The following is a 15,282-nucleotide window of genomic DNA, read 5'->3' as shown; positions in this document are numbered from 1 at the left end:
CCCACACGGGAAGTCCCGCACCGCGACACCGGCGTGCGTCGGCGGCGGCGACCCGTGGCGACCCGTGACGCAAGGCCACCGATCACCCGCACCACGACCGCCCGTCGCCCGGCGCGGTGACCGCGCCCACCCTTTGCCCACCGGTCGCCCGCCGCCCGACCCCGGACATCCTCCGGGCGGCCCGGCGCAGGGTCGGTGCCCAACCGCGCGGGAGCATCGGACGGCGGAGTGATCGACATCGGCAAAAAAGACAGCCTTCCTTACCTTGTAACGGCGTCACGATTCGAGCGACAATCCCGGGACACCGGGACCGGAACCGGAGCCGAACCCCGATCCGGACCCGCGTCCGGACCGCGTCCGGATTCGTGCCGCTCCGAGGGGGTCTTCGCCATGCGCGTCTTCGACGCCGACAACCACTACTACGAGGCCATTGACGCCTTCACCCGACACCTGGATCCGAGGCTGGGCGGGCAGGTCATCCAGTGGTGCGAGATCAACGGCCGCAAGTACCACGTGATCGGCGGCACGGTGAACCACGCCGTGGTCAACCCGACCTTCGACCCGATCGCCAAGGCCGGCGCGATGGCCGAGTACTTCCGGGGCAACCCCTCCGGACGCAATCCGCTGGAGTACCTGCGCGAGCGCGAGCCGATCCGCCCCGAATACCGCGACCGGGACGCGCGGCTGGCGGTGATGGACAGTCAGGGGCTGGACGGGATCTGGCTGTTCCCGACGCTGGGGATGGTCTACGAGGCGGCGCTCGCGCACGATCCCGCGGCGGTCGGGCAGTTGTACTCGTCGTTCAACCGCTGGCTGGAGGAGGACTGGGGGTACGCCTACCGGGACCGGATCTTCGCCGCGCCCTACATCGCGCTCGCCGACCCGCGGACCGCCCTCGCCGACCTGGATCGCGCGCTGGCGGGCGGCGCCCGGATCGTCTGCATGCGCCCGGCCGCGCCGAACACGGCGGACGGCCCGTACCCGCCCGGGCACCCGGTCTTCGACCCGTTCTGGGCCCGGGTGAACGAGGCCGGCGTGCCGGTGATCGTGCACGCGGGCGACAGCGGCTACTCGGCCAACGGCTACAGCCGCAAGCAGGGCCTGCGCACCGACTTCAAGGGGGGAGGCGGTCCATCGGTGACCATGCTGTGGACGATGGAGCGGCCGATCTTCGACTTCCTCGCGTCGTTGATCCTGGACCGCCTCTTCCAGCGTTTCCCGAACGTGCGCGTGGTCTCGGTGGAGAACGGCTCCGAGTTTCTCGGCGACCTGTTCCGCAAGCTGCGTTCGGTCGGCCGCAAGATCCCCGGCCTGTTCCCCGAGGACCCGGTGGAGACCTTCAGGCGGCACGTCTGGATCAACCCGTTCTGGGAGGACGACCTGACCGAGGTGGTCGACCTGATGGGCCCCGGCCGCGTCGTCTTCGGCTCCGACTGGCCGCACATCGAGGGCCTCCCGCACCCGAGGGACTACGAAAGCGAACTCGAGCCCTTCGACGAACGCACCAAAGCCATGATCATGGGCGAAAACGCCAGGGAACTGAACACCCCGCGTCCGATCTGAGCCCGGCACCATCACGCAACGAAACACCTTCCCGGTTTGTCACATATCGGGAAGGTGATTCTCGCGCCTCGGTAGGGTGGTGGGCGTTCGCAGGCATCCACAGGAGGCATCGAGATGGGCAACGCCCCCCGGTCCACCGACTCCGTTATCGCTGCCCTCTTCGAGTCGATAGAGGCACCGGAAACCGTCCAGGTGGAGCTGATCGGAGGCCGCATCGTGATGTCACCCACTCCGGTCAGCGGACATGGCGGGTTGCTGCGCCGACTGTTCTCGAGGTTCCTGGAACCGAACCTCCCCGAAGGCATGGACGTTCCGATGTCTCCCGTCACCATCATGCTTCCTGGCATCGGTGGCGACGGATACGTCCCCGACATGGTTGTCTTCGACGAAGACGCAAACTGGGACTTCGATGACTGGAGGCTTCCCGCCGACGTCGTCCATCTCGTCGTCGAGGTCGTCTCCGCCGGTCGCGAAAATCAACACGACGACCGTGAGGTCAAGCCCTTCGGCTACGCCTCCGGGCCGATCCCGCTCTACCTGTTGATCGACCCGCTCCGACAGGAAGTCACCCTCTTCGCATCCCCGTCGGACGGCAAGTACCAGGAGCGGCACACCGTCCCCTTCGGTGGCCGCATTCCCGTGCCCGACCCCTTCGACGCCGTCCTGGACACATCGATCTTCTTTCGCTGAGCCCGCCGGGTGGTCAGACCAGGACGGCCTGGCCGCCCGGGCCCTCCTCGGTGATGTCGAGGACCGTCGGTGGGCGGCGGGTCGCGGGGGCGGGCGGGAGCAGGGCGGAGGGGTCGAGGGTGGGGGCTTCGGCGGCCCGGGTGCGGAGCGTGGTCTGCTCCTCGGACAGGTCGGCGAGCAGGCCCAACACGTGCAGCAGGTCGATCAGTTCGCTGGTCAGATCGGTCGACCAGGTGCGCCCGCGGATGCGTTCCAGGCCCTCGCCCGGGGGCTCGGTGCGGGCCGCGATCCACGGTTCGAGGATGCCCAGGTCCCACACCTCGCGCGGGACGGGCCCGATCCGGCCGGTGCCCAGCAGCAGCGAACGGCTCTCCTCGTCGTAGGTCGCGCCGATCGGCCGGGCCGGCACCGGTTCGCGAACGAACGGGCGCCGGCCGCCCGGCAGTCGGGGTTTGCCCTCGCCGGGGCGGCCGAACCGCGCGCCGAACGTGTACAGGGCGATCAGTCGGCGGCCGAGCTCGACGCCCGCCGTCCACAGCCGCGGGTCGGCGGTCAGCGGCACCCGCGCCGGATCCACCGTCACCGCCACGATCCAGGCGAACAGGTCCTCGGCCGCGACCGGGACGGCGAGCCGAGCCGCGAGCAATTCCACCAGTCCGGGCGCCAGGTTGGGCTCGCGGCCCGCCGGGTCCCGATACAGCGGCGCGACCCGCCCGCCGCGACCGCCGTGGTGGGCCGCATCCGGCAACAGGGCGCTGCACAACAGCGGCCAGGGGTCCCCCGCTTGACGTTGCGTCAGGTAGACCTGCCGGTCCCCGCGCACCCGCCACAACTCGGGCCGGGCGAAGTCCACCACACGGTGGTCGGCGACCAACCACTGCCGATCGAACGGCCGCCGGGCGACCCGCACCAGCCGAGGCGTCGCACCGACCTCACGCGCCAGCGGCCCGGCCGGCGCGTCACACCCGGGCAGCGGCGCGGGCCGGGACGTCTCGTTCCGCGAACGGGTCGGCTGCAACAGGGCGTTCCGCTCCTCGGCGGCGGCCAACCGGGCCCAGCGCCGACGCAGCGTCTCCCGTTCGGGCGCGTACACCCACGTCCGTCCCGTGCCGATCCCGCTCGTCCCCCACGGCATCAGGTCCGCGAGCGCGGCCGTCCCGACCGGGCTCACATCGCGTGGTCCCACACCCGCCGCTCCTCCCGATCCGGATCCCCGACCACCGTCGCCGGCACGTCGAGCAGCATCGTGTGCCGCTCGATCGGGTCGTACCCGGGCCACTGCGGCAGCCCGTCGGCCACCGGCGGCCCGCCCCGGACGAACGCGGCCCACGCCTGCTGGATCAGGTCGGACAACTCCCGCGCGGCGGGCGGCACACCCCCGGTCAGCCAGCGGCCGAGCGGCGTGTCGAGCGTGCCGAACACGAACGGGATGTCGATCGCGTGCGGCGACCCGAGTCGTTGCGGATGCGCCCTGGGCGCCCAGCGGAAGCGGTACATGTAGGCCGTGCCGCCGGCCGCGAGCTGCGCCTCGGCGAGCCGGACGGTCGGTATCCCGTAGGACTCGGCGGTGAGCAGCCGGATCCGCCGCGAGCGCCCGTTCAACTCCGGGTACAGCTCCGCGTACGTGCGCACCAGGTCGGCCAGCGCGTCCGGACGACGCAGATTGGCCAGGTCGGCGGGTACCGGCTCGGATGCGTCCGTGCCCTCCGTGACCACGAACATCTGCTCCTCGTCCTGGTTGGACCCGAGCAGGATCGGCACGTCGCCCCGGATCGCCCGCAGCGGGGCCACCGGCAGCGGTCCGGCGGGGTCGACCACCGGCCGGAACACGAACCGCGCCGTGCCGCGCCCGATCGCCTCGGCCTGCGCGTCGAGCAGGTCGGCCACGGGCACCTCGATCAGCTCGGCGGCCCGGTCCGGGGTGATCCCGAGCGCGGCCAGCACGTCGCCGGTGGCCTGCTCGGCCTCGGGCACGCTGCGCAACGTCTGCGCCCCGCCGCTCTGCACGATCGCCCGCCCGAAGAGCCCGCGCGCGGCGGGCAACGCGAGCAGGTTGGCGGTGAGCTTGGCCCCGGCCGAGACCCCGCCGAGGGTGACCCGGCCGGGATCCCCGCCGAACGCGCCGATGTGCTCGCGCACCCAACGCAGCCCTTGCACCACGTCCAGGAGCGCATTGGCCGAGGAGGCGGCGTACTCGTCGCCCAACAGGTGCCGCAGGTGCAACAGCCCCAGTACGCCGAGCCGGTAGGCGAGCGTGACCACCACCACGCCGCGCCGGGCGAACCCGCTGCCGTCGTAGACGCCCTCGAACGACGCGCCGCCAGTGTATCCGCCGCCGTGCACCCACACGAGCACCGGATGCGGGCCGGGTTCGGCGGGCGCGTGGATGTTCAGGTACAGGCAGTCCTCGTCGATGGCCACCGGTGCGGCCCCGTACTGGCCCATCGGCTGCGGCGCCGCGCGGGCGAACTCGCGGGCGTCCCGGTCCCCGTCCCAGGCCGCGGGCGGCCCGGCCGGCCGAAACCGGGCCGGTCCCAGCGGCGGCGCGGCGAAGGGCACCCCCCGAAAGATCCGGACCCCGTCCGACTCCTCGCCGATCAGGCCGCCCAGCGACGTTCGTACACGCACCATGGCACCGAGCATAGGACCCGCCGTCAGAGCAGGCCCGCGAGCTTGTACGCGACCAGGGACCCGGCCACCGCGACGTTGAGACTCGTGCCGGTGCCGATCATCGGGATCTCCACCATCTCGTCGAGGTGGGCCAACGCCTCGGACGGGATGCCGTCGCTCTCGTGGCCGAGCACGGCGATGGTGGGGCAGCGGGCGGGTTCGAGGTCGGCGAGGCGGACCGCGCCGTCGGCGAGTTCGACACCGACCACCCGGGCGCCGCGCTCTCGTCGGTTGCCCAGCCAGGTGAGCGGATTGCCGACCCGATGCACGCAGGTCGGTCGGCGCAGCGTGTTGCCCCGGGCCAGGGCCTCGGGGACCCAGGGCAGCCGCGGGACGACGAGGCACGCGCCGACCGCGTCGCACGTGCGCAGGAGGGTGCCCAGGTTGACGCCGTGCTTGGGCCACAGCGGCGCGAGGTAGAGGTGGTCCCAGCAGCCGTGCGCCCGGGGGCGGCGTTGCCGCTTGAGCTCGGCGCGGGTGTTGACGTGGAACGCGGGGTCGGCGGGGCGAATCCCGCCGCGCCCGGTCATCGCTCCCGGGAGGAGCGCCTCCCGTCGGCGTGCGGTGCGGTCCGACCGATGCGGTCGGACATGCCGTTGCTTCGCTGTATGCGCTTCGGACGCTTCATTCGCTTCACGCGTGGGCCACTTCGCGGCGTGGCCGGGCCATCGTCGGGTGTCGCTACCGCGTCAGGATACGGCGAACGGCGCCGCATTGCGCCCACGGGAGCAGGCTCGGATACTCCGCGAGCCGGATGCCGGTGCCGGCGCGGGCGTGACACGCTTCCCGGGAAACATCCATTCACCCGGGAGTCCTGCCTTGACCGTTGTCCTGGTGATCGTCGCGGCCGTGGCCGTGCTCGCGCTGCTGGTCGGCGTGCACCTCTACGTGTGGCGGCGGCTCGTGCGCGACACCACCCGGTCGGGGCTCGTGCGGCGGATCGGCGCGGGCGCGGTGATCGCACTCGGACTGTCGATGGTGGGTGCACTGGTGCTGCCCAAGGCGTTCGGCCCGCGCGGCACGGAGTGGATCGCGTGGCCGGGCTTCGTCTGGATGGCCCTGCTGTTGTACGTGGTGCTCGCACTCGGGGTGCTGGAGGTGCCCCGGGTGCTCGCGCTGCGGGCGCTGCGGCGGCGCGCGGCGGCCGAGCCGGTGTCGGCCGAGCGGTCGGCCGAACTGCCGGTCGCGGTGCCCGTCGGCGCGGACGGGCCGGATCCGGACGGCGGGGAGCCCGCCGCACCGGCTCCCGCGCCACCGGCTCCCGCGCCGCCGGCCGCCGCCGCGGGCACGCCCCTGGGGCCGGATCGCCGCCTGGTGCTGAGCCGGTCGGTCGCGCTGTTGGCGGCGGGCACCTCGCTGGGCACCGTCGGCTACGGGATGACGCAGGCCCTGGGCGCGCCGCGCACGGTGCGGGTGCGCATACCGGTCGCGCGGCTGGATCCGCGGCTGGCCGGATTCCGGATCGCGGTGGTCGGCGACATCCACCTGGGTCCGCTGCTCGGGCGCGCGCACACCACGCGGGTGGTGGAGACGATCAACCGGACCAATCCGGACCTGGTCGCCATCGTCGGCGACCTGGCCGACGGCACGGCCGGGCAACTGGGCGACGACGCCGCGCCGTTGCGGCGGCTGACCAGCCGATACGGCAGCTTCTTCGTCACCGGCAACCACGACTACATGTCCGGCGCGGCGGACTGGGTCGCCGAACTCGCCGAGTGGAACGTACGCACGCTGGCCAACGACCGGCTGGAGATCGCCCGGGGCGGCGCCGCCTTCGACCTGGCCGGAGTCAACGACGTCACCGGCAAGTCCCACCACGACGGCCCGAACTTCGCCAAGGCACTGGGCAATCGCGACCCGTCCCGCCCGGTGGTGCTGCTCGCCCACCAGCCGGTCCAGGTGGACGACGCCGCCAAGTACGACGTCGACGTGCAACTCTCCGGCCACACCCACGGCGGCCAGATGTTCCCGGTCCAACTCCTGGTCAAGCTCGACCAGCCGGCCGTCGCCGGCCTGCACAGGGTCGACGACACGATGCTCTACATCACCAGAGGCGCCGGCTTCTGGGGCCCACCCGTCCGCATCGGCGCACCCCCGGAGGTCACGATGGTGGAACTCCACCCGAAGTAGACGGGCGGTCGCGGGGTCCTCGAGTGGGCGCCGCGACCGCCGGGAGGTGGGCTCAGACCGTCTCCGTCATGCCTCCGTCGACCATCAAGTGTGTACCCGTGACGAAGGAAGCCTCGTCGCTGAGGAGGAAGCGGACCGCGCCGGCGATTTCCTCCGGGCGGCCCAGCCTGCGCAGCGGGGAGCTGTTCTCCATCCGCTCCCGGGTGCCGGGGCGGGCGAAGGAGCGGGCGAGCATCGGCGTCTCGATGTAGCCGGGGCAGACCACGTTGCTGCGGATGTGGTACTCGGCGAGCTTGGCGGCGATCGAGCGGTTCAGGCCGAGCATGCCCGACTTGGATGCGCAGTAGGACGGGTTGAGCGCGTTGCCGACGATCGCGTTGAGCGAGGCGATGCCCACGATCGCGGACCCGGCGTGTTCGCGCAGGTGCGGGGTCAGGGCCTGGACCAGCAGCGCGAACGAGCGCAGGTTGACGTCCAGGACGCGGTCCCAGTTCTCCGCGGTGACCTCGGTGATCGGGGTCGAGTCGACGATGCCCGCCGCGTGCACGAAGCCGCCGATCGTGCCCAGCGCCTCGGCCGAGGCGTGGATCGCGGCCGGATGGGCCTCGGTGTCGGTGACGTCCAGGGCCAGACCGAGCGCCGGCACCCCGTGCTCGGCCTCGATCTCCTTGGCCGCCTCCTCGACCGGGCCCGCGGCGATGTCCCACAGCGCGACCGGTCGGCCGGTCGCCGCCAGCGCCCGCGCGGTGGCCCGCCCGATGCCCGAGGCACCGCCGGTGATCACGACGCCGGTATCGGGTGATGTCTTGTGCGTACCCATTTCGAACTCCTCCGTGGACGGGTGGACCAAACATCTGACGTACCGTCAGAACAAAACCAGTGGTAGCACGCCCACCGAGGTGTTGTGCTGACCGGCATGGCAAAACGACTGATGGACCTGCTGCTGGTGATCGACGTCGAGGCGACCTGCTGGGACGGCCCGACCCCGGAGGGGCAACGCAACGAGATCATCGAGATCGGCCTCGCCACCCTCGACATCGCCACCGGCGAGCGCGTCGACCGGCACGGCATCCTGGTCCGACCCACCCACTCCACCGTCGGCGCGTTCTGTACCGAGCTGACCACGCTGACCCAGGCGGATGTGGCGACCGGCCACACCTTCGCCGACGCATGCGCCCTGCTGCGCGGGGAGTTCAGGGCCCACCAGCGCGTGTGGGCGAGCTGGGGCGAGTACGACCGGCAGCAGTTCGAGCGCCAATGCGCCGCCGAGGGCGTCCCGTATCCGTTCGGCACCCGCCACCTCAACGCCAAGTCGCTGTACTCGCTCGCGCACGGCCTGGATCGCGAACTCGGCATGGCCGCCGCCCTGGAGCACGCCGGCCTCCCGTTGGAGGGCACCCACCACCGAGGCATCGACGACGCGTGGAACATCGCCGCGCTGCTGGGCGGCATACTGCGTGCTTCGCGCCGGGATCGACCGGGTACCCGATCGGTGGCACCATCCGCCCCGTAGACCACACCCGCCCCACCGGGCCCACGACCCCGGCGCACCGACCACCGCCGAGCCCACGCCGGATCCCCCGGATCCCCCGGATCCTGAAGGTCCCGAGATCGCCCGGGATCTCGAAAGTTCCGAAAGTCCCGACAGGAGCAGCCGCACCATGGCCCAGGACACCCCGAGCGCCGACCTGGTCCTGACCGGAACCGTGATCACGGTGGACGAGGACCGACCCCGCGCCGAGGCGGTGGCGATCGGCGCCGGTCGCATCCTGGCCGTCGGAGACGCCGCCGACATGCCGATCGGGCCCGCCACCCGCGTGGTCGAGTTGGGCGAGCGCTGCGTGCTCCCCGGCTTCGTCGAGGCGCACGGCCACGCGGTGGCCGAGGCACTGCTGTTCGGCAAGGGATCCGTGGCGGACATCCGGGCCGCGTCGATGGACTCCGCCGAGGCCGTGCTCGCCGCGATCCGGGCGGGCGTCGCGAACGGGCACGAGCTGATGTACGGCTGGGACCCGCTCTCGTTTCCCGATCTGCCGCTCGCCGACCAGGACTTCCTGGACCGACTCGCCCCCGATCGCCCGCTGGTGGTGGTGCACCACTCGGGACATCTGGCCTGGTACAACCGCGAATCCGGCCGTCGACACGGCATCGACCGGAACACCCCGGACCCGCCCGGCGGCCGATACGGGCGCGACGCGCACGGCGAGCCGGACGGCTCGGCCTACGGCATCGAGGCGATCGCCGAGATCACCACGCCCACCGGACCGCTTTCCGGCAGCCGCGACGTGCTGCCGCCCGGCCTGGCCGACACCCTGGCCCACATGAGCGCCGTCGGCCTGACCATGGCCGGCGAGATGGCCTGTCTGCCGCCGTGGCGCGACGCGCTGCTCGACCCGGCCCGCAGGCCCGCGCCGAGCACCCGACTGCGCCTGTACGAACCGGCCTCCGCCGCCCTGCGCAGCACCGGCCGACCCGACGCCGGTGACGACCTGATCCGGCAGAACGGCATCAAGGTGTGGGTCGACGGCTCGCCATGGGCGGGCACGATCGCGGTGTCCTTCCCGTACCTGGACACCGAGCTGACCCACCGACTCGGCGGCGGCGAACGCCCGCACGCGAGCACCAACTACACGTGGGACCAACTCGCCGAGGTGGTCGAGGCGTACTTCCCGCACGGCTGGCAACTCGCCTGCCACGCGCACGGCGACCTCGCCATCGACATGATCCTGGACGTGTACGAGAGCGTGCTCACCCGCTACCCGCGCCCGGACCACCGGCTGCGGATCGAGCACGTCGGCGCGATGCGCCCGGACCAGTTCACCCGCGCGGCGGCCCTCGGGGTGACCGCGAGCGTGTTCATGGACCACGTGTACTTCTGGGGCGAGGTGCTCACCGACGAGCTGTTCGGCCCCAAGTACGGCGCCCGCTGGGCGGCGGCCGGCTCCGCGGTGGCCGCCGGCATGCGGATCTCGCTGCACAACGACCCGCCCAGCACGCCGGAGAACCCGCTGCACAACATCACCGTCGCCACCACCCGACGCTCGCGCCGGGGCAGGGTGCTCGCCCCCGAGGAGCGGCTGACAGTGACCCAGGCGATCCGCGCGCAGACCCTGGACGCGGCCTACCAGCTCTTCGCCGACGACATCGCGGGCTCGATCACCCCGGGCAAGTACGCCGACCTGGTGGTGCTGTCCGCCGACCCGTACACGGTCGCGCCGAGCGCGATCACCGACCTCGACGTGCTCGCCACCTTCCTGGCCGGCGAGCAGACCCACGGCGATCCGCTCTGAGTGCGTCGGGCGCGTACGGCCCTCGGCGTCAGTCGTCAGTCGTCAGTCGCCGGTGACCAGCATCGCCGCGCCTACGATGCCCGCGTCGTTGTGCAGCTTCGCGGGCACCAGGTCGGCGCGGACCTTGATGTACGGCAGGAACTTCTCCGGCTTCTTGCTGATCCCGCCGCCGATGATGATCAACGACGGGGAGAAGAGCATCTCCACGTGCCGCAGGTAGTCCTGTACCCGCCCGGCCCACTTCTCCCAGGACAGTGCGTGCGTCTCCCGGGCCACCGCCGAGGCCCGGTGCTCGGCCTCGTGGCCGGCCAGCTCCAGGTGGCCCAGCTCGGTGTTGGGCACCAGCCTGCCGTCCACGAACAGCGCGCTGCCGATGCCGGTGCCGAAGGTCAGCATCAGCACCGTGCCGCCCTGCCCCGCGCCCGCGCCGAAGCGCATCTCGGCCACCCCGGCCGCGTCCGCGTCGTTGACCATCGAGACCGGCCGGCCCAGCGTCGCGGTGAACAGCGCGTCGGCGTCCAGGTCGATCCACGACTTGTCCACGTTCGCCGCGGTGCGCACGATGCCGTCCCGGATCACGCCCGGGAAGGTGATGCCGACCGGCCCGTCGGTGTCGGCGAACTGTTCCAGCACCTCGCGGACCACACCGATCACCGCCTGTGGCTCGGACGGCTCGGGCGTGAGCAGCCGCACCCGCTCGTGGGTCAGCCGTCCCGCGTCGGTGTCCACCGGCGCGCCCTTGATCCCGGTCCCGCCGATGTCGATGCCCATGACCGGCACGTGAGGCTCCTTCGCCGTCGCAAACCATCCACAACCTTGCGCCCCATCCCCCTGCGGCGCGGGGCAACCGCACTCATCGGCCGTTACCCCGCCCACGCGGGCCGATTCACCGCAACTCGGGGAGATCCTCCGGATGCAACGTGCGCAACTCCTCCATGCCCGCGCCCGGCAGTTGGGCCAACCGGGTCGCATGCCGCTCGATCATCGCCTCGAACGTACGTCGCGCCTCACGCGCGTTGCCGAACGCGGCGCCGCGCGGCAGCCGGCGGAAGTAGCCGAGCAGCGCGTCGCAGGCGTCGTCGGTGAGCACGTACTCGTGCTCGCTCACCTGCTTGCGGGTGATCTCGACCAGTTCGTCGGCCGAGTAGTCCTGGAAGGTGATGGTGCGCGAGAACCGGGACCCGAAGCCGGGGTTGGCGCCCAGGAAGCGTTCCATCTCGTCGGTGTAGCCGGCCACGATCACCACGACGTCGTCGCGGTGGTCCTCCATCATCTTCACCAGCGTGTCGATCGCCTCCCGGCCGAAGTCGCGCGAGGGATCCGGCGGAGCCAGGCTGTAGGCCTCGTCGATGAACAGCACGCCACCGCGGGCCCGATCGAAGACCTCCTTGGTGCGCGGCGCGGTCGAGCCGATGTGTTCGCCGACCAGGTCGACCCGGGAGACCTCGACCAGGTGGCCCATCCGCAACACGCCGAGCGCCTGCGCGATCTCGCCGTACAGCCGGGCCACCGTGGTCTTGCCGGTGCCCGGGGAGCCGGTGAAGACCAGGTGCCGGCGCAGCGTCGGCGCCTTGAGGCCGGCCTCCTCGCGCCGCCGGCCGACCGAGATCAGGTCGATCAGGTTGCGCACCTCGGTCTTGACGCCGGCCAGCCCGACCAGGCCGTCCAACTCGGCGAGCAATTCGTCCACGGTGCGCCCGGACGTCTCGGTGACGTGTTCGTCGGCGGCCGCGCCGTCGCGCGCGCCCGGGATCGGCAGCGTGGCGGTGAGTTTGGCCACCCCCTGCGGCTGCGCGCCGGCCGCCGCGACCGGGCTCGGCGTACCCAGAATCCCGCCGGCGGCCGGTGTCTCGGCGCCGCCCCCGTCCCCCTGCGACGTGCACTCGACCGCCACCGGGCCCGGGCCGGCGAACTCGAAGCCGCCCTTGGCGTTGTCGCGCGTGGTGCAGCGGGTGAACACCGGGTGGCAGCCCTCGCGCACGTTGACGCCGTAGCCGCGCCCGCCGAGCACCTCGCAGTCCTCGAAGTCGCCGCGCCCGCCGCCGGAGACCCGAATGCCCTCACCGCTCGCCCGGTCCACCCGGACCCGGCGCACGGTGGGACCGGCCGCGCCGGTGACCGAGACGCCGTCGGTGGTGTCCTCGATCGTGCAGTCGGCGATGATGCCGCCGCAGTCCGACTCCATGAACCACACGCCGGTGGTGGCCTTGCGGACCTTGCAGGACTTGACCGAGACCACCGCGCCCGCGCCGATCCCGATGCCGGTCTCGTCCACGTCGTGGATCTCGCAGTCGTGCATGGACAGGCCGGTGCCGGAGCCGGCCACCTTGACCCCGTCCAGCACGTCGTGGATGCGGCACTCGCCCAGCGCGGCGTCGGCACCGTCGGCCACCCACACGGCCGGCTTGCCGCCCGTGGAGTCGTGGAACTCGCAGTCGATCGCGGACGCGCGGGCGCCGTGGTCGGCGAGGGAGAGGCCGTTGCGGCCGAAGCTGCGGATCGTGCAGCCGCTGAGGGTGACCTCGGAGTGGCCGTGCACGTCGACGCCGTTGCGGCCCATGTCGCGCAGCCGACAACCGACCAGGGTCAGGTTGGCCCCGCGGTCGACCGATACGCCGTTGCCCTCGGCATCGCGGATCGTGCAGTCGTCGAGCGAGAACGTGGCCAGGTCGTCGGCCTGGACGCCGGTGCCCTTGACCGAGGTGATCTCGGTACGCGAGAGCGATCCGGCGCTGCCCTGCCCGCCGACCGAGATGCCCGCCCAGCCGACCCGCTCGATCCGCGAGTCGGCGATGATCGGCGCGGCGCCGCCCGCGACGCAGATGCCGCCGCCGCCCACGTCGTGGATGTGCAGGCCGGTCAGGTGTGGCGAGGCCTGGTCGCCGACGAACACCGCGGGCTCCGCGTCGGAGCCGTCGTGGATCTCGCACTCCTGCACGCTGCCGGTGGTCCCCGGGCCGGTGAATCGCAGCCCGTGCCCGGACGCGTCGCGCACTCGCCCGCGACGCAGGATCGGCGCGCTGCCCTCGCGCACGTCGAAGCCCTCGCGACCGGTGTCGCCGATCTCGCAGTCCTCGAAGGTGCCGCGCGAGCGGCCGGTCACCCCGATGCCCACCCCCTGCGGGTTGCTCACCCGGCAGCGGCGCACCATCGGGTCGGCTCCCGCGCGCAGTTCGACGCCGACCACCGAGGCGGCGCGGACCACGCACTCCTCCAATATCGGCGCGCAGCCCTCGATCACGATGGCCGGCGACAACACGCCGGCGCCGCCCTCGACGACCAAACCGTGAACGGCCGCGTCCGACGTGATCGTCAGCGCGATGCCGTCGGCTGCGGTCAGCACCACCGTCCCCGGGCCGTCCGAGCCGACCACCGTCACCGGGACGGCGATCGACACGTCCTCGCGGTACGTCCCGGGCGCGACCAGGATCGAGTCGCCCGCCGCCGCGGCGGAGACCGCGGCCCCGATCGAGGTGTACTCACCCGCGCGCCGTCGCCAACGAGTGCCCTGCACCACCTGAAGAACCCGACCCGTCATGGCGCCCCTGCCACCAGCCCCTCGGTCCGCACCCAGCACCCTCGCGAGTCCACCGTAAAGCGTCGCGGGCGGCCCCATTACCGGGTCTGCCCCGAGGGCCCGGACGCTGCGTCGTCGGTGGACCCCTGCACCGTACAGTTCAACGACCAGGGGTCACGGCCGGGTGACGGTTAACGTCCCGCAGTGCCCTGATTCGTGCTACCCGGCGCAGCCGTTCCGGGCGCCACCGGGATGGGCGCCGGCGCACCGTCGCGAAGCCGGGTGAACAATTGAGCCCCGTCGGGCTGCTTGAGCGCGACCCGGTTGGGGTCCGGCGCGTAGTCGATCAGCGGTGTGGTGGTGAACTCGATCCGGTCCAACGGGATGCTGCGCAGGCCGTTGGCGAAGTCGTACAGGCTGACCAGCGAGTTGATCCCGGAGTCGGTGGTGATCGCCTTGGTCGCGGCATCCATCACGTTGTACGCCCTGGCCGGGTTGGTCAGCAGGTTCTCGTCCTGGACCTTCTTGATCAGGGCTTTGAGGAACTCCTGCTGACGGGCGATGCGCTGGATGTCGCTGCCGTCGCCCATGCTCTTGCGCACCCGCACGAAGCCGAGCGCCTGCTCGCCGTTGAGATTGACGTCGCCCGCGGGCAGTTGCAGATGCGCGGCCTTGTCGTCGATCGGCTGGTCGATGTGCATCGGCACACCGCCGAGCGCGTCCACGACCTTCTTGAAGCCGGTGAAGTCGACGGTGATCTGGTGGTCGATGCGGGCGCCGGTGAGCCGTTCCACGGTGGCCGCCACGCACGGCACGCCACCGACCTCCATCGCGCTGTTGAACTGGCCGAAGTAGGCGCGCTGGGTGCCACCCGCCGTGGTCCGACAGGCGGGCACGTTCACCATCAGGTCACGCGGGAAGCTGACCGCGATCGCGGTCTTCCGTCCCTCCGGCACGTGCAGCAGGATCGTGGTGTCCGAACGCTGGGTGCCGCCCTCGTCCCGGCCGTACTCGGCGTTGTCGCCGGCGCGCGAGTCGGAGCCCACGAGCAGCACGTTCATCCCGCCGGTGGGCGGCGGTCGATCGGTCAGCTGATCGGCGAAGTCCTGGGTGCGGATGTTGCCGTTGAGATGGTCGTACAACCACCAGCCGAAGCCCCCCGCGGCAAGCAGCACGGTGACGAGCCCTGCGGCGGTCCACGCGAGGATGCGACGACGTCGGCGCCGCCGATCCCGGACGCGCCGTTCTATGCGACCCGGGCCCCCCGGCCCCGGCTCCCCACCCGACGCTCCCGGGACGGCGTCGGCCGCCGGGGACGTCCCATCCTTGTCCTGCACGTCGTCGTCGCCTTCGTCGGGCCCCCGCGCTCGATGTGCGCTCGGCTCGATGCCCGAAGTGCGCGCACGATTACACAATCATAGT

12 protein-coding genes are annotated in these 15,282 nt (G+C 72.0%); 5 read left to right on the top strand and 7 right to left on the bottom strand.

Annotated features, from left to right (window positions below; all coding sequences use genetic code 11):
* The first annotated feature begins 390 nt into the window (after positions 1–390).
* Positions 391–1,563: an amidohydrolase family protein gene (locus tag ACZOOI_RS19605; protein WP_465277076.1), complete on the top strand. Its 1,173-nt coding sequence runs from the start codon at positions 391–393 to the stop codon at positions 1,561–1,563.
* A gap of 114 nt (positions 1,564–1,677) precedes the next feature.
* A complete protein-coding gene (locus ACZOOI_RS19600) occupies positions 1,678–2,253 on the top strand; it encodes a Uma2 family endonuclease (RefSeq protein ID WP_465277075.1) in 576 nt (191 codons plus the stop codon).
* A gap of 13 nt (positions 2,254–2,266) precedes the next feature.
* Here the strand turns inward: ACZOOI_RS19600 and ACZOOI_RS19595 are convergent, their stop codons facing one another.
* From ACZOOI_RS19595 to ACZOOI_RS19585, 3 genes are read right to left on the bottom strand one after another with little or no spacing between them, the layout of a single operon-like run.
* Complete coding sequence (locus tag ACZOOI_RS19595) at positions 2,267–3,439, bottom strand: type ISP restriction/modification enzyme (RefSeq protein WP_465277074.1); 1,173 nt, start codon at positions 3,437–3,439, stop codon at positions 2,267–2,269.
* Positions 3,421–4,884: a carboxylesterase/lipase family protein gene (locus ACZOOI_RS19590; RefSeq protein ID WP_465277073.1), complete on the bottom strand. Its 1,464-nt coding sequence runs from the start codon at positions 4,882–4,884 to the stop codon at positions 3,421–3,423. Before ACZOOI_RS19590 ends, ACZOOI_RS19595 begins: the two co-directional genes overlap by 19 nt.
* A 23-nt stretch (positions 4,885–4,907) precedes the next feature.
* Complete coding sequence (locus tag ACZOOI_RS19585; RefSeq protein ID WP_465277072.1) at positions 4,908–5,453, bottom strand: TrmH family RNA methyltransferase; 546 nt, start codon at positions 5,451–5,453, stop codon at positions 4,908–4,910.
* A 289-nt stretch (positions 5,454–5,742) separates the two neighbouring features.
* On the opposite strand from ACZOOI_RS19585, the gene ACZOOI_RS19580 reads away from it, so the two are divergent.
* On the top strand, positions 5,743–7,053 hold the full coding sequence (locus tag ACZOOI_RS19580; protein WP_465277071.1) for a metallophosphoesterase: 1,311 nt from the start codon (positions 5,743–5,745) through the stop codon (positions 7,051–7,053).
* Positions 7,054–7,105: 52 nt separating this feature from the next.
* On the opposite strand, the gene ACZOOI_RS19575 is transcribed toward ACZOOI_RS19580, so the two are convergent.
* Positions 7,106–7,873: an SDR family NAD(P)-dependent oxidoreductase gene (locus tag ACZOOI_RS19575; protein ID WP_465277070.1), complete on the bottom strand. Its 768-nt coding sequence runs from the start codon at positions 7,871–7,873 to the stop codon at positions 7,106–7,108.
* A gap of 96 nt (positions 7,874–7,969) precedes the next feature.
* Here ACZOOI_RS19575 and ACZOOI_RS19570 point away from each other — a divergent pair, with 96 nt between their 5' ends.
* Together ACZOOI_RS19570 and ACZOOI_RS19565 are read left to right on the top strand one after the other, a co-directional pair.
* Positions 7,970–8,566: a 3'-5' exonuclease gene (locus tag ACZOOI_RS19570; protein ID WP_465277069.1), complete on the top strand. Its 597-nt coding sequence runs from the start codon at positions 7,970–7,972 to the stop codon at positions 8,564–8,566.
* Between the two features lie 148 nt (positions 8,567–8,714).
* Positions 8,715–10,343, top strand: coding sequence for an amidohydrolase (locus ACZOOI_RS19565; protein WP_465277068.1), 1,629 nt, complete (start codon positions 8,715–8,717; stop codon positions 10,341–10,343).
* Between the two features lie 42 nt (positions 10,344–10,385).
* On the opposite strand, the gene ppgK is transcribed toward ACZOOI_RS19565, so the two are convergent.
* From ppgK to ACZOOI_RS19550, 3 genes are all read right to left on the bottom strand, one after another.
* Positions 10,386–11,114 carry a polyphosphate--glucose phosphotransferase gene (gene ppgK / locus ACZOOI_RS19560; protein ID WP_465281238.1) on the bottom strand — a complete coding sequence of 243 codons (729 nt, stop codon included), beginning with the start codon at positions 11,112–11,114 and terminating at the stop codon, positions 10,386–10,388.
* Between the two features lie 115 nt (positions 11,115–11,229).
* Positions 11,230–13,881 carry a right-handed parallel beta-helix repeat-containing protein gene (locus ACZOOI_RS19555; protein ID WP_465277067.1) on the bottom strand — a complete coding sequence of 884 codons (2,652 nt, stop codon included), beginning with the start codon at positions 13,879–13,881 and terminating at the stop codon, positions 11,230–11,232.
* A gap of 170 nt (positions 13,882–14,051) precedes the next feature.
* Entirely contained in the window at positions 14,052–15,035 is a 984-nt protein-coding gene (locus ACZOOI_RS19550; RefSeq protein ID WP_465277066.1) for an LCP family protein, read from the bottom strand.
* Positions 15,036–15,282 lie beyond the last annotated feature (247 nt).

Source organism: Embleya sp. L77, assembly GCF_055557415.1.
Note: the sequence above shows the minus strand (reverse complement) of the source record. Positions and strands in the feature narration are given on the sequence as shown.